The sequence below is a fragment of the Pseudarthrobacter sp. L1SW genome, assembly GCF_020809045.1.
Taxonomy (GTDB): Bacteria; Actinomycetota; Actinomycetes; order Actinomycetales; family Micrococcaceae; genus Arthrobacter.
In genome coordinates this window covers 2,078,091-2,101,370 of the sequence record NZ_CP078079.1, presented here as the reverse complement: position 1 = coordinate 2,101,370, position 23,280 = coordinate 2,078,091, and the positions used below count along the sequence as shown (strand labels likewise).

Here is a 23,280-nt window from a genome sequence, read left to right as displayed (position 1 = left end):
TGATGGCCAGCGCTCCCGATGGGTAGTGGAAGGAAGTCGTCCGTGACGAGTCCTTGGAGCCGCTATGTGGAGTCCGCGGTCCGTGGCCCGTCCACACCATCCGGTCCGGGGGGCAGCCCTGAAGCAGGCGCGGGGTTTCAGGAGGCCCCTGACATTCCGGCAGTCCGCTCCGAAAATGTTCCTGGCCGGCGGCGGACGCTGGCCCTTGCGTCGCCGTCCGGGCACCGTGTCCTGGGGCGCTGGAGCCTGATCCGGGAGGCGGCCTGGCAGCGGGCGGTGAAGGACGGTCAAGGGACAACCACCGGCACTTCCGGTGAGGCCCCGCGCCGCCGCACCGACATTCGCCTCACCCTGCCGGCGGCAGCAGTGTGGGCCGCGTCAATCGCTGGACTCTGGCTGACGCCGCTGCCTCTGGGAATCCTGTGCTGCGCAGCGGTGGTCCTTGGACTGCTCCTGTTATCCAGGGCAGCCAGGGCCTCCTTGGCGGGCTTCCGCCGGCGCAGGCCAGGGGAAACTGTGGCAGGGGAGGCCCGCCCTGCAGGACGACGGGCGGCGGGAGCAGGGGTATGGGGAAGACGGGCGGCGGGAGCCGGAGGTACTCCTGTTCAGCGGAGCTTCCTGGCCACCAGTGCGGCAGCGCTCTTCCTCGCTGCCGCCGCGGCCTCGCATTCGGCTGTGGCAGCCACCCAGAGGTCCGAGGGTCCACTGGCGGAAGCGATCGCGGCCGGAAAGTCGGTGGTGGCCGTGGTCGAAGTGGCGGGGACGCCTCGCGCGCTGTCGGCACCCGGGCAGGCAGGACCGCCGGAACGGTGGTCCGTACCCGTCTGGACGCAGGAGATCAGCACCGGGGGAGCCATCCTCCGGACCCGTGCCCAGGTAGTGGTCATGGGCGGCCAGGCGTGGGCCAACCTTGTACCGGGCCAGCTGGTCCGCACTGCCGGAAAGTTTCGCCCGCCTGATCCAGGCCGGAACGAAGCCGGGATCCTCACTGCTTCCTCCGCCCCCGGGCGGCCTAACGCACCTCCCCTGCTGCAGGGATCGGCCAAGATACTGCGGGAACGGTTTGTGGCGGCAGCCTCCTTCCTGGCCCCCGATCCGGCGGGCCTGCTTCCCGGCATGGTCACGGGAGACACCAGCAAGCTGGATGAGGGCCTGGACAACGCCATGAGAAGCGTCGGCATGACGCACCTGACAGCCGTCAGCGGGGCCAACTGCAGCCTTGTCCTCGGCGCCTTGCTGTTGGCCTGCCGGAGCCTGCGCCTTCCGCGCGTGCCCGCTGCTGTGCTCGCCGGCGCTGGGCTGGGCCTGTTCGTGGTGCTCGTGGGTCCCGATGCAAGCGTCCTGCGGGCGGCGCTGATGGGGGCTGTTGGCGTGATCTCGCTGGCTGGCGGGCGATCCGGGCGCGGGCTGAGCTTCCTGTGCCTTGCCGTGATCGGGCTGCTGCTGATCGACCCTGGGCTGGGGTCGAGTTTCGGGTTCCTCCTGTCCGTCCTGGCCACCTTGGGGATCATTGTCCTTGGACGCCGCGTCATCGACTGGACGCCGGCAGTCATTCCGCGCTGGGTGGCCGCCGCGGCGGCCGTCCCGTTGTCCGCGCAGTTGATGTGCGGGCCCGTCCTGGTCATGCTGCAGCCCCAGTTCTCAACGTACTCGCTGCTGGCAAATGTTATTGCGTCACCCCTGGTGGCCCCGGTGACACTCCTGGGGACGGCAGCCGTGCCCCTGGTGATTCCGGCGCCCTGGGCCGCCACAGCCCTGATCGCCGTGGCAGGCACCTTCAGCGCCGGCGTTGCAGCTACGGCAAGGTTCACTGCACAACTTCCGGGTGCATCGCTGCCGTGGCCGGAAGGCATTGCAGGGCTGTCCACCATGCTCCTGCTGTCTGTCCTGACCTTCGGGACGGTGTGGGTGGCCTGCCGTCCCCGCCGGCTCGGCCACTTGATCCTTGCTTTGCATCGGCAAACTGTTGCCCTGATCGAAGTCCTGGAAACGCGACAAGCCGGGACCCTGCGCCGCATTGGCTGCAGGTCCGTGCCTGAGCCGGGACGGCCCCGGGTGCCACTGTCCGAGGCCAGCTTGGAGCGGACGGCCGGACGTGGCAGGCTGGAATACTCCACAAGACTTTCCGGAAGGAACCCACGATGGCCGCTGCGCAGAAGCGAGCAACCCGTTCCCCGGCAGCGAATTCAGCCTCCTGGCGGGATGTAGCGCCGGCAGCGGTGGTGCTGGTCAGCGGCCCGGAGGAGTACCTGGGCATCAGGGCCATGGACCACGTCCGTGCCCAGGTCCGGGCCTCGGCCCCGGACGTCGAGGTAAGCCGGATCAATGCTGCGGCCTACGAGGCGGGCACCCTGCTGATGCAGGTCAGCCCGTCCCTCTTCGGCGAAAGCAAGCTCATTGAAGTGGAATCCGTCGAGGCCATGAACGACGCCTTCCTGGCGGACTGCCTCGCATACCTGGACCATCCGGAAGCGGATGTCGTCCTGGTCCTCCGGCACGGCGGCGGAGTCCGGGGGAAAAAACTCCTGGACGCGGTCAAGAAGGGCGGCTGGCCCGTGGTGGACTGCCAGCCCCTCAAAAAAGACTCAGACAAGACTGCGTTCGTAGCGGCCGAGTTCAAGGCCGGCGGCCGCCGTATCGAGCAGGACGCCGTGCAGGCACTGGTGAACGCCGTCGGCGCGAATCTTTCGGAGCTTGCGGCGGCGTGCAGCCAGCTCATCGCCGATGCAGGGACCACCGTGACTGCGGAGATTGTAGACCGCTACTACGGGGGCCGTATTGAAGCGACGGCGTTCAAGGTGGCGGACGCGGCAATGGCAGGCAACGCTCCCTTGGCCCTGTCCACGCTCCGCCATGCCCTGGCCACGGGAGCAGACCCCGTTCCCCTTGTTGCCGCACTGGCCGCAAAGCTCCGTACCGTGGCCCGCGTTGCCGGTGCATCCGGCTCCTCTGCCCAGATCGCGGCGGAGCTCGGCATGCAGCCCTGGCTCGTGGAGCAGGCGCAGCGGGACGTCCGCCGGTGGACCCCGGATGGCCTGGTCCGGTCCATCCAGGCAACGGCCGAGGCGGACGCGCAGGTCAAAGGGCTTTCCCGGGACCCCGTGTATGCGGTGGAGCATGCCGTCACGGTGATCGCCATGTCAGTCCGGGGCCGCTGAGTGTTGTCCCCCAGTCCTACGGGACCTTCCACAGACTCCGGGCCGCGCAGGACCTAAACTTGTAGGCGCCTCAGAACCTGCAAGGCTCGGATCCGCGCACAAGCCTTGGACCGGCAGGAACCCTTCCGCTTGAATCCGCAGCTTAAAGATGTGTGGCCGGCCCCCGAGGGGACCGGCCACGACCATCAGTTCGGTGGAACTGGAAACCTTACAGTGCGTTGACCTTCTTGGAGATCGCCGACTTGCGGTTTGCTGCGTTGTTCTTGTGCAGGACACCCTTGCTAACAGCCTTGTCCAGCTTGCGGCTGGCAGCAACCAGGGCAGCAGCAGCTGCATCCTTGTCCGTGGACTCAACGGCGGTGTTGACGGCGCGGATGGCCGTCTTCAGCTCTGACTTGACTGCGTTGTTGCGCAGGCGTGCCTTCTCGTTGGTGAGGATGCGCTTCTTCTGGGACTTGATATTCGCCACGTGTGAACTCTCTTTTTAATGCGGAAATGGTCTAGAGGGCTTTCAGGTTGGCCATTGACTGAGCGGCGTGGGGATACCTATGGCGGCCAACCATCAGTGGCCGTCGACCTGCACGGACACACAGCTATAAAGAATAGCAGGTCAGCGGCAGGGCTGGCCATTTTCCGTCCTTACGTCCAGCCGTGTCGCCTGCGCAGCCCGTCCGCCACGTTTTCGAACCGCGCACGGTCCAGGACTGCACCTTCCCGCCGGATGCCCTCCGGCCGAAGCTGTACGATCCGGTCCAGCCGGGCCTCGCTGGCCCGGCCCTGCCTGTCCCAGGCGCCGGCGCCCAGGTCAACATAGTCCTGCGACGTTGCCGCTTCGGGAACACGGTCCTTGCTGGTCAGCATTACCCCGAGCAGGTATCGGCCGCTGCGGCCCACCAAAAGTACGGGGCGGTCCTTGCCCCGGCTGTGGTCCTCTTCGTAGGGCACCCACGCCCACACCACCTCGCCCGGATCCGGTTCACCGTCCGGCTTGGGCGCGTAGTGGGCGCTGAACTGGCCCTGGAAGTCACCTGGGTACCCGTCGCCGTCGCGGACGGAGGCAGGGCGGCGGCTGTTGCCGGATGCCGGTGCCGTCGGGCCGGGGGAGGAAACCCTGTCCGGTGCGGCGGAAGTCCTGGCTGCTTTTGTGAGTGCCCGGAGGCCTGCCTGGACGGCATCCTGCAGTGATCGGAGATTGAGAACCATCCAGCAACCCTATAGCCGGGCCCGGTACGGGGGAACGAAGACAGCTGGTCCAGCCAGGATGCGGTGGCGCAGGCGCTGACGTGGGACACTGGAAGTTGAAAATGTGCGGTCGGGCCGCAGCGTGCCATCGGCGCGTCCTGCCTGGTTGCCCAATGCCATCAGTGAATGCCAACAGTAAGGACCCTGCGTGTCTCCCATGGCCCGCACCGCCCCGGTGCCCGCCGCGACAGATCCGGCCATTATTCGGAATTTCTGCATCATCGCGCACATTGACCACGGCAAGTCCACGCTGGCCGACCGGATGCTTCAGTTGACCGGAGTGGTCCAGCCCCGCGACATGAAGGCCCAGTACCTGGACCGGATGGACATCGAACGCGAACGCGGCATCACCATCAAGTCACAGGCGGTCCGGATGCCGTGGGAACTTGACGGCAAGAGCTACGCGCTCAACATGATCGATACCCCGGGCCACGTCGACTTCACGTACGAGGTCTCCCGCTCCCTCGCAGCCTGCGAAGGGGCGATCCTCCTGGTGGACGCGGCGCAGGGCATCGAGGCCCAGACGCTGGCCAACCTGTACCTCGCGATGGAGAACAACCTCACCATCATCCCGGTCCTGAACAAGATCGATCTTCCGGCAGCGCAGCCGGAGAAGTACGCTGCGGAACTTGCCAGCCTCATCGGAGGCGACCCGGAGGACGTGCTCCGCGTATCGGGAAAGACCGGCATGGGCGTTGAAGCGCTGCTGGACAAGATCGTGCGCGACCTGCCGGCTCCCGAGGGCGACGCAAACGCCCCGGCCCGCGCCATGATCTTCGACTCCGTCTACGACACCTACCGCGGCGTGGTCACCTATGTCCGCGTGGTGGACGGCATGCTGCACCCGCGCGAGCGCATCCAGATGATGTCCACGCGGGCCACGCACGAACTCCTGGAGATCGGCGTGAGCTCCCCGGAACCCACGCCCTCGAAGGGCCTCGGCGTCGGCGAAGTGGGATACCTCATCACCGGCGTGAAGGACGTCCGCCTTTCCAAGGTCGGCGACACCGTCACCAACCTCGCGAAGCCGGCCGCTGAATCACTGCCGGGCTATGCCGATGCCAAGCCGATGGTGTTCTCCGGCCTGTATCCGCTGGACGGCACCGACTACCCGGTGCTCCGGGACGCGCTTGAGAAGCTGATGCTTAATGACGCCGCGCTGGTCTACGAACCCGAGACGTCGGCCGCGCTGGGTTTCGGCTTCCGCGTGGGCTTCCTCGGCCTGCTCCACCTCGAAATCACCCGCGAACGGCTCGAGCGCGAGTACAACCTGGACCTGATTTCCACCGCACCCAACGTGGAATACGAAGTGACGCTGGAGGACAAGAAGGTGGTCCATGTGACCAACCCCAGCGAATACCCCTCCGGCAAGATCCACGAGGTCCGCGAACCGATGGTGTCCGCCACCATCCTCGCTCCGAACGAGTTCGTCGGCGCCATCATGGAACTGTGCCAGAGCCGCCGCGGCGTTATGGGCGGAATGGACTACCTCTCGGAGGACAGGGTGGAAATCCGCTACCGCCTGCCGCTCGCCGAGATCGTTTTCGACTTCTTCGACATCCTCAAGTCCAAGACCCGCGGCTACGGCTCGCTTGACTGGAAGGCCGACGGCGACCAGGTGGCGGACCTCGTCAAGGTGGACATCATGCTCCAGGGCGAGCAGGTGGATGCCTTCTCAGCCATCACCCACCGCGACAAGGCATACTCCTACGGCGTCATGATGACCACCAAGCTGCGCGAGCTGATTCCACGCCAGCAGTTCGAGGTGCCCATCCAGGCGGCCATCGGCTCCAGGATCATTGCCCGGGAAAGCATCCGCGCCATCCGCAAGGACGTTCTCGCCAAGTGCTACGGCGGTGACATTTCGCGTAAGCGCAAACTGCTGGAAAAGCAGAAGGAAGGCAAGAAGCGCATGAAGATGGTGGGCCGCGTGGAGGTTCCACAGGAAGCCTTCATCGCCGCCCTCACCACCGATGAGTCCAAGGACAAGGCAAAGAAGTAGTGAACACAGCGTCCGGCAACACCGGAGGCCCCAGCAATGCCTAGCATTCTTCCCCTCGGCGACCCGGCGCCGTCGGACGGTCTGTTGCCTGCCCAGGCAGCGGACGGTGCGGCGGACCGGGCTTTCGGGCTGTACGTGCACATTCCTTTCTGTGCCGTCCGGTGCGGGTACTGCGATTTCAACACCTACACCGCCACCGAGCTCGGCGGCGGCGCGTCGCAGGACGCGTATGCCGCCACTGCGGCCTCCGAAGTGTCGCTGGCTGCCAGGGTTCTGGCCGAATCGGGACTTCCCGCCCGCGCGCTGAGCACGGTGTTCTTCGGCGGCGGCACACCAACCCTCCTTCCCGCAGGGGACCTCGCGCTCATCCTGCGTCGCGCCATTGACCAGTGGGGAATCGAGGACGGCGCCGAGGTCACGACGGAGGCGAACCCGGACTCGGTCACCCCTGAATCCCTGGCCATTCTCAAGGACGCCGGGTTCACCAGGGTCTCCTTCGGCATGCAGTCCGCTGTTCCCCATGTCCTGAAGGTCCTGGACAGGACCCACACGCCCAGCCGCGTGCCGCAGGTCGTTCAGTGGGCGCGTGATGCCGGACTTGCCGTGAGCCTGGACCTCATTTACGGGACACCAGGGGAGTCGCTGGACGACTGGCGCTACTCCCTTGAGACGGCGCTGTCCTACCAGCCGGACCACATCAGCGCCTACGCCCTCATTGTGGAGGACGGCACCAAGCTCGCCGCCCAGATCCGCCGTGGCGAAGTTCTCGGAATCGACGACGACGACCACGCCGACAAGTACGAACTCGCCGACCACCTCATCACCCAGGCCGGCCTCGGCTGGTACGAGGTCAGCAACTGGGCCCGCACGCCGGAGCAGGCCTGCCGGCACAACCTCGCCTACTGGCGGGGCGACGACTGGTGGGGGATTGGACCGGGGGCGCACTCCCACGTGGGCGGCGTCCGCTGGTGGAATGTCAAGCACCCCACGGCCTACGCCGGACGCCTTGCGCAGGGAGTGTCACCGGCAGCGGGCAGGGAAACCCTGGACCAGGAGACCCGGAATGTCGAGCGTGTCATGCTCGAGGCCCGTCTCCAGTCCGGCCTCGACGTGTCGTCACTGGGCCAGGCGGGACGGCACGAGGTGGCCGGACTGATCGCGGACGGCCTCGTGGATCCTGCCGCCGCTTTCAAGGGAAGGCTGGTCCTCACGCTCAAAGGGAGGCTGCTGGCAGACGCGGTGGTACGCCGGGTCCTCCCGGACTGATCGGCACAAAGCAACGCGGGCCCGCGCCCGCAGCGTTCCCCTGGCCGTGGAGCCGGTGCGGCCTTGCGGGGCGGGGGTGGGGTTACTTGATCCAGCGCAGGTTGTACTGGTACCGGTGCGGCTGTCCACGGTTGACATGGATGCCGGCCGCCACCGAGAAGCAGGTCAGGGCAATCCAGATGAGGGTGGCTATGACGGCAAAGACGTTGCCGATCACGGGGACGAAGACCACCAGGATGTTCGCAACGAGGGCAGCGATGGTGGGCGGCAGGCTGAAGTTCAGGGCTTCCTTGGATTCCTGGGCGGTGAAAGGCCCCCGGTCCCGGAAGATCAGGTAGATCAGCAGCGACGGAACACAGCCCAGGATGCCCCCAAAGTGGGCCATCGTGGCCCATTGGCGGTCTTCGCTGGCTGTGAGGGGCAGCGCATTCGCGGGAACGCCGTGGTACTCCGAACGGCCCTGGCCGCCCTGGGTGTCCCTGTGATCGCGTGCGTTTTCTGCCACAGTCTGTTCCTTCTGAAGTGCAATGGTGCCGGCCAAGAATGCTTACTTGGTGCGCAGGCCTGCATTGTTGCAGGATCCGCAGTACCAAGAATACTTGGTACTGCCCGGTATCGGCGCCGGAATGCGCGCGCCGGGGTGGAGCGCCCTCAGGGAACGGTGAGGAAGTCGATGACTTCCTCAACCCTCCCCAACAGCGAGGCTTCAAGGTCTGCGTAGGTGCGGACGGCGCCGAGGAGTTTCTGCCAGCCGAGCCCGATGTCCTCTTTGGTGGCATGGGGCCAGCCGAACGCTGCGAGGATGCCGGTCTTCCAGTCCTGCCCGCGCGGCACCACTGGCCACTGCTCAATGCCCAGGACAGCGGGCCGGATGGCCTGCCACACGTCCACATAGGGGTGGCCCACAATCAGGACGTTCCCCGCGGCACCCGGCGAGGCCATAACGGCGTCGGCTATGCGTGATTCCTTGGAGTCCGGCACGAGGTGGTCCACCAGGACACCCAGCCGCCTGCCGGGTCCGGGCCTGAACCCTGCGACTGCCGCCGCGAGGTCATCAATGCCGTGGAGGGGTTCGACGACGATGCCCTCCACGCGCAGGTCATCTCCCCAGACCTTTTCCACCAGTTCCGCGTCGTGCTTTCCCTCCACCCAGATGCGGCTGGCTTTGGCCACCTGCGCCCGCTGGCCGGCAACCCGGACTGACCCGGAAGCCGTCCGGCCGGGCCCGGCAACGGCACCGGCTGCCTGCCGCGGGGCCGGGGGCAGGAGCTTGATGGCCTGCCCTTCGAGGAGGAATCCGAAGCCCAAGCGGAAAGACCTGGACTTTCCGCGCCTGTCCTCCAGGGCAACCACATGCATTCCGCCGGATTTTTCGACGCGGGTCACGGCACCCACCCAGCCGGACTGGACGTCCTCGAGCACCATTCCCCGTTCAACGGGCACCTCGGGCAGTTCAGTCTTTGCGGGAGCGGACAAGTCCCGCGGGCCCCAGTTCTGGTACTGCATGGTTTCACTCCGCCTAGCGTTCGGTACAGGTCCGGAATTTCGCCCGGAGCGGTACCAATGCTAGCAACGGGGGGAGGCATAATAGACTGTTAGCACTTAGGCATGTCGAGTGCTAACCCTTGAGGTGGCACAGCGCGGGCGGTGCTGCCGCCCCGAACCCTGGATGGAGGTGGAGTGTGAGCGAGCCACGCAAACTCGAAGTGCTGCGTGCAATCGTGGAGGACTACGTCCACTCCCGGGAACCCGTCGGGTCCAAGGCCCTGGTGGAGCGGCACCATCTCGGTGTGTCCAGCGCGACGATCAGGAACGATATGGCCGCCCTGGAGGAAGAGGGCCTGATCACCGCTCCGCACACCAGCGCCGGGCGTATCCCCACAGACAAGGGTTACCGGCTGTTCGTGGACCAGATCTCTGCAGTCAAACCGCTGTCCCAGGCGGAACGGAGGGCCATCCAGTCACTGCTGGAAGGATCGGACGACCTTGACGACGTCCTTGACCGCACCGTCCGGCTGCTGTCGCAGCTGACCAACCAGGTTGCGGTGGTCCAGTACCCGCACCTGAGCCGGGCACTGGTCCGCCATATCGAGTTCGTCCTCCTTGCACCGCGGAAGGTGCTGGTGGTGCTGATCGCCAACAGCGGCAAGGTGGAGCAGCGCGTCATCGACGTCGGCCAGGACCTGGCGGATGACGCCCTCGCCAGCCTGCGGGCACGGTTCCTCGGATCCCTTGCCGGCACGCCGCTGAGCCAGCTCGCCCAGTCCCTGCCGGCGGTGGTGGCCACAGCGGCCCCGAGCCAAAGGCAGGCCGCCCATGCCCTCGCCGTCGGCCTCGAGGGACTGGCCCAGAGCAGCAGGGAGGACCGCATGGTCATGGCGGGCACAGCCAACCTTGCGCGGTCCAACGTGGACTTTCCGCTCAGCATCGGTCCGGTCCTCGAAGCGCTTGAGGAGCAGGTGGTCATGCTCCGCCTGCTGAGCGAAATGGCGCAGGACCACCGCGGGGTGGCTGTCAGCATCGGCCGCGAGAATCCCTACGACGGCCTGGCCGAGGCATCCGTGGTTGCAACAGGGTACGGTCCGGACCACGTTGCCAAAATCGGCGTCCTGGGGCCAACCAGGATGGACTATCCCACCACCATGGCCGCCGTCAGGGCCGTCGCCCGGTACCTTTCGCGGATCCTGGGCCCCTGACGTTTTCCGGTTCCCCCGGGCAGGCAGAGCATTTTCCGCAGTCCAACTGCAGGCAGTACAACAAGGAAGAGATACGAACTTTGAGCAGCCATTACGACGTCCTTGGAGTCTCACCGGAGGCCACGGGAGAAGAGATCAAGAAGGCCTACCGCAAACTGGCGCGCACCCTCCACCCGGACGTCAACCCGGGTGAGGACGCGTCGGACCGCTTCAAGGCCGTGACCCACGCCTACGAGGTTCTCTCTGACCCGCAGAAGCGCCGCGTCTATGACACCACCGGCAACGAAAACGGCACGGACAACGGCTTCGGCGGAGGCGGATACGCCGGCCAGGGCTTCGCGTTCCAGGACATTTTCGACACCTTCTTCGGTGCCGGCGGAAGCACCGGCCCGGCTTCCCGCGTCAGGCGCGGCCAGGACGCCCTCATCAGTGTCCGCATTGAACTGCGTGACGCTGTTTTCGGCGTCAATAAGAAACTGGAAGTGGACACAGCCGTTACGTGCCCCACCTGCGACGGTTCGTGCTGCCAGCCGGGAACCCACCCGGAACGCTGCGACATCTGCGGCGGCAGCGGCCAGGTCCAGCGCGCAGTCCGGTCCATCCTGGGACAGGTCATGACCGCCGCCCCGTGCGGAACCTGCGAAGGCTTCGGCACCGTCATCAAGGACCCCTGCAACGAGTGCAGCGGCCAAGGACGCATCCGCAGCCGCCGTTCACTGACCATCAAGGTTCCAGCCGGCGTGGCCACCGGAACCCGCATCCAGCTCTCGGGCCAGGGCGAAGCAGGTCCTGCCGGCGGCCCTGCCGGCGACCTCTACGTCGAGATCCGCGTAAACAACGACGCCACGTATGTCCGGGACAACGACGACCTCCACGCTACCCTGCACATTCCCATGACGGCGGCAGCCCTGGGTACCGAAGTGAGCCTGGAAACGTTCGACGGGCCGCAGGAAATCGACGTCAAGCCCGGCACCCAGTCCGGCGAGATCATCACCCTTCGTGGACTTGGCGTGACCCACCTCCGCGGTTACGGGCGCGGCGACCTGAAAGTGCACCTCCAGGTCGAAACCCCCGCGAAACTCGACCCTGCACAGGAGGACCTCCTGCGGCAGCTTGCCAAACTCCGCGGTGAGCAGATCACCGAAGGAAAGCTTGCGGCCAGCGGAGGCATGTTCGCCAAGCTCCGGGACCGGCTCGGTAACCTGTAGCGGTGAGCAACCCGGTCTTTTTCACCCCTCCCGGTTCCCTTGACCAGATGGTGGCGGGGGAGGTCTTTGTCCTTGAAGGGCCCGAGGCGCGGCACGCCGTCACGGTGAAGCGGATAGCCCCCGGCGAGCCCGTTGACATCGTGGACGGCGCCGGGACCCGCATGAGCGGAAAGGTGCTGGCGGCATCCCCGTCCGGGCTTGATGTTGAGTGCGCCTCCCTGTCCGTCGAGCCGCAGCCAGGCACCAGGCTGGTGCTGGTGCAGGCACTGGCCAAAGGCGACAGGGACGAACTTGCCATTGAGACGGCAACAGAGCTGGGGATCGACGCCGTTATACCCTGGCAGTCCGAGCGGTCCATCGTCCGGTGGAAAGGCGACCGGGCGGCGAAAGCCCACGCCAAATGGCAGTCCGTGGTCACGGCGGCAGCCAAGCAGGCCCGCCGCGCATGGATTCCCGAGGTACGGCCCGCCGTCGACACGGCCGCGCTGGCCGGCCTCGTGGAGACGGCTCAGCTTGCCATAATCCTGCATGAGGACGCGGTCAGGCCCCTGCGGACCGTGCTGGAAGCATGGCAGGGCGGCGGAAACGGGACGGAACCGCGGGAAGTGCTCCTGCTTGTTGGACCGGAAGGCGGCATCAGTCCCCGGGAAGTCACCCGCCTCTGCGGCAAAGGTGCCGTCACGGCGCTGCTGGGCCCCCATGTGCTGCGCTCATCTACTGCCGGGCCCGCCGCCGTCGTGCTCGCCAGCGACGTCCTGGGACGATGGGCGGCCCCTCGCGCCGCACCTGCCGGTTGAGCAGGCAGCGGAGCTGCAGGGTGCGGGCTAGCGGACCTTGAAGGCCCGCGAGTCCTCGTTCTGGTCCGGCTGCCCGCTGGCGCCGGCCTGGGCAACGCGCAGCTCGTAGTCGCCCGCAGGGAGCGTGAGGGCCAGCGTAAAGAGCCCTCCCTGTCCCGGTTCGGCAGAGGCCGTTGTTTCTCCGGTGAGGAAGGGCGCCTTGGTGCCGCCCGCCTCCATCCGCTGGATCTGCCAGCGCAACTTGCTGCCGGCAAGCGTGCTGCGGCCAGTGATCTTCACGCTTCCGCCGGCGATTTCCACATTTTCCTGCGGATCGATGACCCAGACGGGCGCCACCATGCCCGCGGCCCTCGTCATCGGGTCGCCCAGCTGGACGTGGCCGAAAGCAACGTAGTCTGTGTGCCCGTCCACCAGGATCCGCACGCGGATCTGCTGCCCGGAATCGATGAGCCCGGAGCTGGCCGCAGCGGCCGTGGCCGTGTAGACCAGCTGCTGGACGGCACGGGCCGCCATGTCGGCGTCGAGGTTGCTGTTGAACGCGTCCTCGGACACGTCCACCGTGATGACGTCCTTGCCGGAAATCGAGGTGGCCAGCTCGCTGGGGTTCTGCCAGGGGGTGAAGAAGTCGGGGTCAAGCGGCTTATCCTGCATCATCGCCCGCAGGGCACGGGTCACGGGGTTCTCCTGCTCCGGCACGTCCCTGAACTCACGGTAGAGGAACACGCTGCTGCCGGTGCGGCCAATCCAGTACACCGGCGCCTTGTTGGAGGACTGCGTGGTTTCGAGCGGTGCGCTGGTGGACGGCGCAGTGCCGGTGGCAGCAGGGCCGGAATTCAGGAGCCCGCTCGGTGCAGGATTCGGCTCGGCGAGGCACCCCGCCAGGAGCGGTGTCACTGCCAGAACCGCCGCGAGGACCGCAGGGCGGACACGGCCCTGTCGTCGTCCTGCCCTCAGGGGCGCAGCAGATTCCGGCACGTTTGTTTGCCCGTCCTTTCACGAATGGGCCGCTTCCCCGGGCGGCGGTACTCCAGCAATGAATCTGGATTTCCAGCATGGCACAGGGCATCGAACAGAATGGCCCTGCCGGAGCCACTGGAGCCAACTGCAACAGGAACGATATGAGGCCGATATGAAGTTGATACCTAATGAAGCAACCTCCTGTACCGGACGGCGTGTTCACGCTTGTCCTTGTAGTGGGACAATCCGGTGTCGACGCCGTACTGGCGTAAGATGGAGGGACCGCTTGGGCAAGGCGCACCGGATGCGGTGACCGGCCCGGCGGTGGACATTTATTTTCGGACTTTGAGGGGATAACGGGCCTGCGGGCCATCACCATGACTGAATCAGCGAATGGAAAGCGCCGGCTCAACACGGGCGAAGGCGCCGCAGGGGAATTTCCCCACTCTCTCCCCGGCAGCCGTACCGAAGTTGTTGTTTTCGACAACTCCGACCAGATGGTCCAGTCACTGGGCAGCCACGATGAGGCGCTGCGCTTCATCGAGGAACAGTTCCCGCACGTCAATTTCCATGTCCGCGGCAACGAGCTCTCCATCACCGGTCCTGCCAGCGACGTGCCCCGCATCATGCGGCTCCTCCACGAGGTCCGCGGCCTGGTGGCCCGTGGAACCGTCATCAGTCCGGCCGTCCTGCAGCAGCTCGTGGCCCTCCTGCGTACCCAGTCACTGCAAAACCCCGTGGACGTGCTGACGCACGACATCCTGTCCAGCCGCGGGAAGACGATCCGGCCGAAGACGCTGAACCAGAAGACCTACGTTGACGCCATCGACGACAACACCGTGATTTTCGGCATCGGCCCGGCCGGAACCGGCAAGACCTACCTGGCCATGGCCAAGGCAGTGCAGGCGCTTCAGCAGAAGGAGGTCAGCCGGATCATCCTGACGCGTCCGGCAGTTGAGGCGGGGGAGCGGCTGGGATTCCTGCCGGGAACCCTGAGCGACAAGATCGATCCCTACCTCCGCCCGCTTTACGACGCGCTGCACGACATGATGGACCCGGAGTCCATTCCCAGGCTGATGGCGGCCGGCACCATAGAAGTGGCTCCCCTGGCCTACATGCGCGGACGAACGCTCAATGACGCCTTCATCATCCTTGACGAGGCGCAGAACACCACGCCCGAGCAGATGAAGATGTTCCTGACCCGGCTTGGCTTTGGCTCCAAGATGGTGGTCACCGGTGACGTCACCCAGGTGGACCTGCCTTTCGGCACCCGTTCCGGGCTCCGCATTGTCGAGGAGATCCTGCAGGGCATCGAAGGCGTCAGTTTTTCCGTGCTGGACGCAGCGGATGTTGTCCGGCACCGGCTGGTGGGGGATATTGTCAATGCCTACAGCATCTGGGATGACGCACAGCGCAGCCGGGTGAAGCATTCGGCGGGCGCCGGCAAGCGGGGGGAACACTCATGAGCATCGAGGTGAACAATGAGTCCGGCGTCCAGGTGGATGAAGCTGAACTCGTGGCGTTGTCCCGGTACATATTCGAACAGCTCTACATCCATCCGCAAGCTGAACTGTCCATCCTCCTGGTGGACGAACCTGCCATGGAGAAGCTCCACATTGAGCTGATGGATGAGCCGGGCTCCACAGATGTGCTGTCCGTGCCCATGGACGAGCTGACCCCGGGTACGCCGGACCGGCCCACACCGCAGGGAATGCTGGGCGACATTGCCATCTGCCCGCAGGTGGCCAAGGTCCAGGCCAAAAACGCCGGCCACCCCCTCCAGGACGAGATGTTGCTGCTGACCACCCACGGGATCCTGCACCTGCTGGGCTACGACCACGCCGAACCCGAGGAAAAGGCCGAAATGTTCGGGCTCCAGCGTGAACTGCTGTCCGGCTTCACCGGCAAAGAAGCGCCTGCCGAGACCACCCAGTGACGCCCCTGCTCCTCGTGGCAATGGCCTTGGTTTTCCTGGCCGTTGCGGCCGTGCTGACCGCGGCGGAGGCCGCATTCAACTTCATTCCGCGCCATGACGCCGAAGAAGCCCTGGTCAAAAGCCGCGGTGGCGCCCTGCGGCGCATCCTCGGCCAGCCGGTGGCCCACATCAGGGCCCTGCGGTTCTGGCGCGTCTGGTTCGAAATGGCGTCCGCCGTCGCCGTGTCCGTCCTGCTCTACAGCCTGCTCAGCAATGTCTGGCTTGCGGGCCTGGCGGCAACCGGGATCATGGCCCTGCTGGGCTTTGTCATTGTTGGCGTCTCACCGCGGCAGCTCGGCCGGCTCCACGCAGCTGCTGTTGTCCGCTTCACCGCGCCCATGATCCGTTTCCTCACTTGGGTCCTGGGGCCCATCCCCGGCTGGCTGGTGAGGCTTGGAAGTACCGCGGCCCCGGGAGCGCCCGGCGGTGACGAGGCGTTCTTCAGCGAGCAGGAATTCCGTGAACTCGTGGAGCGCGCCAGCGAGTCGGACATGATCGAGGACACCGAGGCTGAGATGATCCAGTCCGTCTTCGACTTCGGGGACACCCTTGTCCGGGCCGTCATGGTGCCCCGGACAGACATCCTCACCATCGAGGCGGGGTCCAGCCTGCGCCAGGCAATGTCCCTGTTCCTCCGCTCCGGCTATTCCCGGATTCCGGTCATCGGCGACAGCACCGACCATATCCTCGGCATCATCTACCTGAAGGATGTTGCCGCCGTCATCCATGAGCTGGCGCCCAATGAGGAACCGCCGCTGGTGGAGTCGCTCGCCCGCGACGTCCGGTACGTACCGGAGTCCAAACCCGTCAGCGACCTGCTCCGCGAGCTGCAGAAAGAGTCCACGCACGTGGCCATCGTGATCGATGAATACGGCGGAACGGCCGGCCTGGTCACCCTGGAGGACCTGATCGAGGAAATCGTGGGCGAAATCGTGGACGAGTACGACACCGAAAGCGCCGAGGCGGTTGCGTTGGGTGACGGCTCGTACCGGGTCAGCGCACGCATGGGCATCGACGACCTCGGGGAGCTCTTTGACATTGAGCTTGACGACGACGAAGTGGACACCGTCGGCGGCCTCCTCGCCAAGGCCCTGGGCCGCGTTCCCATCGTGGGGAGCTCCGTGGAAGTACACGGCGTGTCCCTCAGGGCCGACCGGCTTGAAGGCCGACGGAACCGCGTCAGCCACATCATTGCGGCGCCGTTGGCAAAAGAAGACACTGACCTTGAAGACCTCTTCGACGAGGCGGAAGCAACCCAGCAGGGAGTCTCACGTGAGCAAGAAAAATAAGGCCGAAAGCCACGACGATTTTGGCGGTTTCCGGGCAGGGTTCTCGATCCTGGTGGGCCGGCCCAACGCGGGCAAGTCCACTTTGACGAACGCGCTGGTGGGCAAGAAAGTGGCTATTACTTCCGCGAAGCCGCAGACGACCCGCCACACCATCCGAGGCATCGTCCACCGCGAGGATGCCCAGCTCATCCTCGTGGATACGCCAGGGCTCCACCGCCCCCGCACCCTTCTCGGGAAGCGCCTCAACGACCTCGTGGCAGACACGCTGGCCGAGGTGGACGCGATTGGCTTCTGCCTGCCGGCCAACGAAAAGATCGGCCCCGGGGACAAATTCATTGCCGCGCAGCTTGCAGCAGTGGGCAGCAAGCCCGTGATTGCCATCGTCACCAAAGCCGACCTCGTGGACCGCCAGGCCCTGACCGAACAGCTCCTGGCTGTTGCGGCCCTCGGCCGGGAGGTGATGGGGGAGGACGGCTGGAAGGATATCGTTCCCGTTTCTGCCACCGACGGCTTCCAGGTGGGCACCGTGGCGGACGTCCTGATCACCCACATGCCGCCGTCGCCCCCGCTGTACCCGGACGGTGAGCTGACGGACGAGCCCGAGGCCGTCATGGTCGCCGAACTGATCCGGGAGGCGGCGCTGGAAGGCGTCCGCGATGAACTGCCCCACTCGCTCGCTGTTGTGGTGGAGGAAATTGTTCCCCGCGAAGACCGGCCGGAAGACAGCCCGCTGCTGGACGTGCGGGTCAACCTGTACGTTGAACGTCCCTCGCAGAAGGCCATCATCATCGGCAAGGGCGGCAGCCGGCTGCGCGAAGTTGGCACCAATGCCCGCAAGGGCATCGAGGCGCTCCTCGGCACGCGGATCTATCTTGACCTTCACGTGAAGGTGGCGAAGGACTGGCAGCGGGACCCGAAACAGCTGGTAAAGCTGGGCTTCTGAGCCGCGACAGCCGTGCCGGCGCGGACCGCCCGGCATTTTCCCAGCCTGGGCCACTAAAATGGGCCGGATTTGGTTTTTAGAGGAAGGTTCACCACGTGGGGCTAGGCCGCGATAGACGCGACAACGGATTCGACGGGCCCGCAGGGCCCGGACCCGTATCCCGACATGCCGAGGACGGAGCCGCCGGCGCGGCCCGCCATCTTGGGCCCGTCAGCCGCATGCCGGTGTGGCTCAAGGTGGTCACAGCCGTCCTCTCAGTGGCCATTGTGGGCGGCCTCGTGTTTGCCGGCTTCTGGTTCCTGCGCCTGCAGGGCAATATTTCCAAAGCCCCCCTGAATGCAGGCGGCGGCAGCACCGATTCGGTGAGTGACGCCTCCGGACGGATGCAGATCCTTATTCTCGGTTCGGACACGCGTGACGGGAAGAACTCCGGCTACGGCACCGCGGATGACTCCAACGGATACGGCAAGTCCGATGTCATGATGCTGATGGACATCTCCGAGGACAACAAACGCGTCAGCGTCATCAGCTTCCCGCGGGACCTGCTGGTTGACATCCCGCAGTGCAAGGACACAAAAACCAACCAGGTCTATCCTGCCCGCAGCGGCGTGATGATCAACGAAGCCATGGCGGAAGCGGGCATTGGCTGCGCCGTGGATACGGTCAACAAGCTCACCGGCCTGGAGGTTGACCACTTCATGATGGCCGACTTCAACGCGGTGAAGGAACTGTCCAACGCGGTCGGGGGAGTCGAGGTGTGCATCAGCGACGCCGTCTACGATCCTGACTCCCGCCTCCGGCTGCCCGCCGGAACCTCCGCGGTCCAGGGCGAAATGGCCCTCGCGTTCCTGCGCACCCGGCACGCTTTTGCCGACGGCGGCGACCTCGGCCGCATCAAGGCGCAGCAAGGCTTCCTGTCGTCCCTGACCCGCAAGATCAAGGACGACGGAACGCTTTCGGATCCCGGCAAGATGCTGAAGATCGCCGACGTCGTCACCCAAAACCTGACCGTCGATGAAGGACTCGCCTCGGTGCCAAGCCTGCTCACCATCGGGACCCGGCTCAAGGACATCGACATCAGCAAAGTGGCGTTCGTGGCTGTCCCCACTGCGCCGGCAGTGATGGATCCCAACAGGCTCCAGATTGCTGAGCCCGCCGGTTCCCAGCTCTTCTCCGCCCTGCGCCAGGACGTCGACCTGACCGATCCCACCGCGCCGTCGCCGGCGCCTTCCGAAACATCGGCGCCCCCCACCACGGCCCCCACGGAAACCGCGCCTGCGCTCCCGCCCTACGACAAAGCCCTGCAACCGGTCACTGTGGCCAACGGCAGCGGCGTCCCGGGCCGTGCGCAGGAAATTGTCCAGGCACTGATCTCCGGCGGATTCACGCAGGCCGGCCAGTTCGAGGCGACGGCGGTGGCGCAGTCGGTGGTCTACTACGGCGCGGATTTCGCGGATGTTGCAGCGGATGTTGCGGCGATGTTGGGCATCCCGGCCGCACAGATGCTGCCTGCGCCGAACATTGCGGGGGTCCAGGTGTACCTCGGTACCGACTTCACCGCCGGCACTACGTACGGGGCGGCCGTACTGCCCGAGGACATCGTTAACCAGACAGCAAAAGACGCTTCCTGCCAGCAGGCCAACCCGGCCCTTGTCGTCGGGGATTAGCAGGCAGGCTTAACGTCGATGGGGCCCGCCGGAGGGCGGGCCCCATCCCGCGCTGCTACCAGATGCTGACGCGTTCCCCGGGAGGCATCCACATGCCGTCCTGCTCGGAAACATCGAATGCTTCGTGGAAGGCGTCGAGGTTCCTGGCAATGGCATTGGTGCGGAACTCGTTGGGGGAGTGGGGGTCCGTCGCGAGGCGGCGGATAGCCTCCTCCTGCCTGATGACCTGCCGCCATCCGGCGGCCCAGGAGGCAAAAAAGCGCTGCTCCCCGGTCAGGCCGTCCAGGACCTCCGGCTCCTTACCGTCAAGGCTGATCTGATACGCCTTGTAGGCGATCGCCAGCCCGGCCAGGTCGCCGATATTTTCGCCAAGCGTGAGCCGGCCGTTGACGTTGTGTCCCGGCGCCGCGGAGGGTGACAGGGCATCGTACTGGGCCACGAGTTTGGCGGTGAGCTTTTCGAAAGCCTGCCGGTCCTCATCCGTCCACCAGTTCCGCAGCGTTCCGCCGCCGTCGAACTGGGATCCCTGGTCGTCAAAACCATGGCCGATCTCGTGCCCGATGACGGCCCCGATGCCGCCGTAGTTCACGGCGTCGTCCGCGTCGGCGGTGAAGAACGGAGGCTGCAGGATCGCTGCCGGGAACACGATTTCGTTCATCATGGGGTGGTAGTACGCGTTGACCGTCTGCGGTGTCATGAGCCACTTGTTGCGGTCCACCGGCTTGCCCACCTCGTCAAGGTGCCGGTCGACGTCGGCATTGTGTGCACGCTCCACGTTGCCCAGGAGGTCAGCCGGATCGATCTCCACGGCTGAGTAGTCAATCCATTCCTCCGGGTAGCCGATCTTCGCCCGGAAGCCCTCCAGTTTCCGAAGCGCCTCCGCCTTCGTGGCCTCTCCCATCCAGCCCACTGCGGTGATGCTCTGCCGGTAGGCCTCAATCAGATTGGCAACAAGCGCCTGCATGCGGGCCTTGTGCGTCTCGGGGAAGTGGCGGGCCACGTAGATCTGTCCCACGGCTTCGCCCAGTGCCGCTTCGACGACGGCGACGCCGCGCTTCCAGCGGTCCTTGTTCCGCGGGGTGCCGCTGATGGTGGTCCCGTAGAACGCGAAGTTGGCATCCACGAACGACGACGACAGGTAGGGGGCCGCGGCGCTCACCACCCGCATGGCGAGCCATTCCTGCCAGTGGGCCAGGGGCTCGGATTCGAGGAGCGCCGCGGCGCCCTCGAAGAACGGCGGGGTGCTCACCACGATTTCCTGCCGTTTGGCCTCGTCGATCCCGGCAGCTTCGAACCAGGTGGTGAGCAGCGGGAACAGGGCGGACGCTTCGTCCGCCGTCTTGAGGTTGTAGGTTTTCTGCGGGTCCCGCAGCGTGACATTGTCCCAGTGGTGGGATGCGAGCTTGGTCTCCAGCTCCACAACCCGCCCTGCGGCGGCACCGGCGTCGGCCACGCCCGCCAGTTCGAGCATGGTTTTTACATGCGCTTGGTACGCAGTGACCATCGGTGCGAACTTCTCTTCCCGGTAGTACGACTCGTCGGGAAGTCCGAGGCCGCCCTGGCCGGTGTACAAAAGAATCCGGTCGGGGTTGCCGGCGTCCGGCGCGGGGTAGATGTAGAAGAGCCCGCCAACGTCGGCCCGGAAGAGCCGCCCTGCCAGGGACACGAGCTCTGCCACGGAGGTCGTGGCGAACACGGCCGCCAGCCTCTGCCGGATCGGTTCAAGGCCCTTGGCCTCTACAGAGGCCTCATCCATGAAGCTGTTGTAAAGGTCCCCGATCTTCCGCTCGATTCCGCTGGCGGCCCCACCCTTGGCTGCCGCTTCTTCAATGATGTCCCGGACCGCGATCTCCGAACCGTCCCGGAGGGCCGTGAAGGTGCCCTCCAGGGGGCGGTCGTCAGGGATTTCCGTGGCCTTCAGCCAGGCACCGTTGACGTGCTGGTACAGGTCATCCTGCGGCCGGACCGTGTGGTCGATGGTGGACAGGTCGATCCCCGATATGGGCACTGAAACTCCTTTGATGAAGGGCCGCGCCCGGTCGAATACCCGGAGGCGTCTGCATGGTGGACTTTACGGACGGTAGTGCCCTTTCATCTTACGCACGCGTGTTACCCTCAAAAGGTGCGTGCAGAGCTCCTTCTCCTTAGCTGCCGCGGCGAGGCCTCAGACGCGATCTAGCGCAAGGCCCACCCTCGCTGCGGAGTTTGTGTTGCCCGGCCACCCTTTCAACGAAGAACCACAGAAAAGGCCCCGATAGTAATGCGAAACGCACAGAAGCCCTCAGGAATGCCTGCCCACCGCTACACGCCTTTCCAGGACCAGATCAAGGTTGAGCTGCCGGACCGCACCTGGCCGGACAAGGTCATTACCAAAGCCCCCCGCTGGTGCGCGGTGGACCTGCGTGACGGCAACCAGGCCCTGATCGATCCCATGAGCCCCGCCCGCAAAATGAAGATGTTCGATCTCCTGGTGCGGATGGGCTACAAGGAGATCGAGGTAGGCTTCCCCTCGGCCTCCCAGACGGACTTCGACTTTGTCCGCCAGCTCATTGAAGGCAACCACATCCCGGACGACGTCACCATCCAGGTCCTCACCCAGGCCCGCGAGCACCTGATCGAGCGAACCTACGAATCGCTGGTGGGCGCCAAGCAGGCCATCGTGCACCTTTACAACTCCACCTCCGTCCTGCAGCGCCGGGTGGTCTTCAACCAGGACGAGGACGGCATCCTGGACATCGCCCTGCAGGGTGCGCGGCTGTGCAAGAAGTACGAGGAAACCCTCGCGGACACCCACGTGACCTATGAGTACTCCCCGGAGTCGTTTACGGGCACGGAGCTGGAATACGCCGTGCGCGTCTGCAACGCCGTCGCGGATGTTTTTGAGGCCTCCGCCGACCGCCAGGTCATCATTAACCTGCCCGCAACGGTGGAGATGGCCACCCCCAACGTGTACGCCGACTCCATTGAGTGGATGAGCCGCCACCTGCACCCGCGCGAAGGCATCATCCTCTCGCTGCACCCGCACAACGACCGCGGCACGGGCGTGGCGGCCGCGGAACTGGGCTACATGGCCGGCGCCGACCGCATCGAGGGCTGCCTGTTCGGCAACGGTGAACGGACCGGCAATGTTGACCTGGTGACGCTGGGCCTTAACCTGTTTGTCCAGGGCATCGACCCCATGATCGACTTCTCCAACATCGACGACGTCCGCCGGACCGTGGAGTACTGCAACCAGCTCCCCGTCCCCGAGCGGTCACCCTACGGCGGCGACCTCGTCTTCACGGCGTTCTCCGGCTCGCACCAGGACGCCATCAAGAAGGGCTTCGAGGCGCTGGAGCGGGACGCAGCGGCTGCCGGCAAGGCCGTCGAAGACTTCACCTGGCAGGTGCCCTACCTGCCCGTGGACCCCAAGGACCTGGGCCGCAGCTACGAGGCCGTTATCCGGGTCAACTCGCAGTCCGGCAAGGGCGGCGTGGCCTACCTCCTCAAGAACGAGCACAGCCTGGACCTGCCGCGCCGCGCCCAGATCGAATTCTCCGGCGTCATCCAGAAGCGGACGGACACGGTGGGTGGCGAAGTAAGCGGCGCCCAGCTGTGGCAGGTCTTCCAGGACGAGTACCTGCCGTCCGGGAAGGCCGACGGGCAGTGGGGCCGCTATTCCCTCGGCGCTGTGAAGACGGAAACGGATGACGACGGCGGCATGACGCTTCACGCCTCGCTCACCGTGGACGGCGTGCAGGTCCAGCGGACCGGCACCGGCAACGGCCCCATCGCCGCACTGCTGAGCATCCTGCGCGAAGACGGCGTGGACGTCCGGGTCCTCGACTACAGCGAACACGCCCTCTCCGAAGGCGGCAACGCCATGGCGGCCGCCTACGTCGAATGCGCCGTGGGGGAGCGTGTCCTGTGGGGTGTGGGCATCGACGCCAACACCAGCATGTCTTCACTGAAGGCAGTTATTTCAGCCGTGAACCGCGCCATCCGGGACGCCCGGGCCTAGACAGCGCACCCTTGTGCCGCCGGGACCCGCCGGCGGCACAAGGGCGCCCCGCCCCCGTGGCGGCGGAATTGTGCCTGCAA

General features: G+C 65.8%; 19 protein-coding genes. 13 read left to right on the top strand and 6 right to left on the bottom strand.

What is annotated here, in order from left to right:
* Positions 1-42: 42 nt before the first annotated feature.
* Positions 43-2,208, top strand: coding sequence for a ComEC/Rec2 family competence protein (locus KTR40_RS09635; RefSeq protein WP_228403501.1), 2,166 nt, complete (start codon positions 43-45; stop codon positions 2,206-2,208).
* Positions 2,142-3,158 carry a DNA polymerase III subunit delta gene (gene holA, locus KTR40_RS09630; RefSeq protein WP_228403500.1) on the top strand — a complete coding sequence of 339 codons (1,017 nt, stop codon included), beginning with the start codon at positions 2,142-2,144 and terminating at the stop codon, positions 3,156-3,158. The genes KTR40_RS09635 and holA overlap by 67 nt, the downstream gene beginning before the upstream one ends.
* A 208-nt stretch (positions 3,159-3,366) precedes the next feature.
* Here holA and rpsT read toward each other — a convergent pair whose 3' ends face one another.
* Both rpsT and KTR40_RS09620 read right to left on the bottom strand, forming a co-directional pair.
* Positions 3,367-3,627 carry a 30S ribosomal protein S20 gene (gene rpsT, locus KTR40_RS09625; RefSeq protein ID WP_011692086.1) on the bottom strand — a complete coding sequence of 87 codons (261 nt, stop codon included), beginning with the start codon at positions 3,625-3,627 and terminating at the stop codon, positions 3,367-3,369.
* Between the two features lie 170 nt (positions 3,628-3,797).
* Positions 3,798-4,361 (bottom strand): type II toxin-antitoxin system PemK/MazF family toxin, encoded by a 564-nt coding sequence (locus KTR40_RS09620; RefSeq protein WP_228403499.1) that lies wholly within the window; start codon positions 4,359-4,361, stop codon positions 3,798-3,800.
* Positions 4,362-4,548: 187 nt separating this feature from the next.
* On the opposite strand from KTR40_RS09620, the gene lepA reads away from it, so the two are divergent.
* Together lepA and hemW are read left to right on the top strand one after the other, a co-directional pair.
* Positions 4,549-6,402: a translation elongation factor 4 gene (gene lepA / locus KTR40_RS09615; RefSeq protein WP_228403498.1), complete on the top strand. Its 1,854-nt coding sequence runs from the start codon at positions 4,549-4,551 to the stop codon at positions 6,400-6,402.
* A 36-nt stretch (positions 6,403-6,438) separates the two neighbouring features.
* Entirely contained in the window at positions 6,439-7,668 is a 1,230-nt protein-coding gene (hemW, locus tag KTR40_RS09610) for a radical SAM family heme chaperone HemW (RefSeq protein WP_228403497.1), read from the top strand.
* A gap of 82 nt (positions 7,669-7,750) precedes the next feature.
* On the opposite strand, the gene KTR40_RS09605 is transcribed toward hemW, so the two are convergent.
* Both KTR40_RS09605 and KTR40_RS09600 read right to left on the bottom strand, forming a co-directional pair.
* Positions 7,751-8,173 (bottom strand): DUF4870 domain-containing protein, encoded by a 423-nt coding sequence (locus KTR40_RS09605; protein ID WP_139029241.1) that lies wholly within the window; start codon positions 8,171-8,173, stop codon positions 7,751-7,753.
* Between the two features lie 146 nt (positions 8,174-8,319).
* The gene (locus KTR40_RS09600) at positions 8,320-9,174 is read right to left on the bottom strand and encodes a DUF3097 domain-containing protein (protein WP_228403496.1); all 855 of its coding nucleotides are present in this window, start codon (positions 9,172-9,174) and stop codon (positions 8,320-8,322) included.
* A gap of 176 nt (positions 9,175-9,350) precedes the next feature.
* Between KTR40_RS09600 and hrcA the strand changes: the two genes are divergently transcribed.
* From hrcA to KTR40_RS09585, 3 genes are all read left to right on the top strand, one after another.
* Positions 9,351-10,364, top strand: a complete 1,014-nt coding sequence (gene hrcA / locus KTR40_RS09595; protein ID WP_139029239.1) for a heat-inducible transcriptional repressor HrcA — start codon at positions 9,351-9,353, stop codon at positions 10,362-10,364.
* A gap of 80 nt (positions 10,365-10,444) precedes the next feature.
* Positions 10,445-11,572: a molecular chaperone DnaJ gene (gene dnaJ / locus KTR40_RS09590; protein WP_228403495.1), complete on the top strand. Its 1,128-nt coding sequence runs from the start codon at positions 10,445-10,447 to the stop codon at positions 11,570-11,572.
* Between the two features lie 2 nt (positions 11,573-11,574).
* Positions 11,575-12,369: a 16S rRNA (uracil(1498)-N(3))-methyltransferase gene (locus KTR40_RS09585; RefSeq protein WP_228403494.1), complete on the top strand. Its 795-nt coding sequence runs from the start codon at positions 11,575-11,577 to the stop codon at positions 12,367-12,369.
* Positions 12,370-12,396: 27 nt separating this feature from the next.
* On the opposite strand, the gene KTR40_RS09580 is transcribed toward KTR40_RS09585, so the two are convergent.
* Positions 12,397-13,344 carry a GerMN domain-containing protein gene (locus KTR40_RS09580; RefSeq protein ID WP_228403493.1) on the bottom strand — a complete coding sequence of 316 codons (948 nt, stop codon included), beginning with the start codon at positions 13,342-13,344 and terminating at the stop codon, positions 12,397-12,399.
* A 359-nt stretch (positions 13,345-13,703) separates the two neighbouring features.
* On the opposite strand from KTR40_RS09580, the gene KTR40_RS09575 reads away from it, so the two are divergent.
* The 5 genes from KTR40_RS09575 (at position 13,704) to KTR40_RS09555 (ending at position 19,200) form a co-directional block, all read left to right on the top strand.
* Complete coding sequence (locus KTR40_RS09575) at positions 13,704-14,792, top strand: PhoH family protein (RefSeq protein ID WP_228403492.1); 1,089 nt, start codon at positions 13,704-13,706, stop codon at positions 14,790-14,792.
* The gene (gene ybeY, locus KTR40_RS09570; RefSeq protein ID WP_139029234.1) at positions 14,789-15,262 is read left to right on the top strand and encodes an rRNA maturation RNase YbeY; all 474 of its coding nucleotides are present in this window, start codon (positions 14,789-14,791) and stop codon (positions 15,260-15,262) included. Before KTR40_RS09575 ends, ybeY begins: the two co-directional genes overlap by 4 nt.
* Positions 15,259-16,590 (top strand): hemolysin family protein, encoded by a 1,332-nt coding sequence (locus KTR40_RS09565; RefSeq protein WP_228403491.1) that lies wholly within the window; start codon positions 15,259-15,261, stop codon positions 16,588-16,590. The genes ybeY and KTR40_RS09565 overlap by 4 nt, the downstream gene beginning before the upstream one ends.
* Positions 16,574-17,533, top strand: coding sequence for a GTPase Era (era, locus tag KTR40_RS09560; protein WP_228403490.1), 960 nt, complete (start codon positions 16,574-16,576; stop codon positions 17,531-17,533). The genes KTR40_RS09565 and era overlap by 17 nt, the downstream gene beginning before the upstream one ends.
* Before the next feature lie 218 nt (positions 17,534-17,751).
* Positions 17,752-19,200: an LCP family protein gene (locus KTR40_RS09555; protein ID WP_228403489.1), complete on the top strand. Its 1,449-nt coding sequence runs from the start codon at positions 17,752-17,754 to the stop codon at positions 19,198-19,200.
* A 55-nt stretch (positions 19,201-19,255) separates the two neighbouring features.
* Here KTR40_RS09555 and KTR40_RS09550 read toward each other — a convergent pair whose 3' ends face one another.
* On the bottom strand, positions 19,256-21,208 hold the full coding sequence (locus tag KTR40_RS09550; protein ID WP_139029230.1) for a M13 family metallopeptidase: 1,953 nt from the start codon (positions 21,206-21,208) through the stop codon (positions 19,256-19,258).
* 252 nt (positions 21,209-21,460) lie between these two features.
* Here KTR40_RS09550 and leuA point away from each other — a divergent pair, with 252 nt between their 5' ends.
* Positions 21,461-23,200, top strand: coding sequence for a 2-isopropylmalate synthase (leuA, locus tag KTR40_RS09545; RefSeq protein ID WP_139029229.1), 1,740 nt, complete (start codon positions 21,461-21,463; stop codon positions 23,198-23,200).
* Positions 23,201-23,280: the final 80 nt, after the last annotated feature.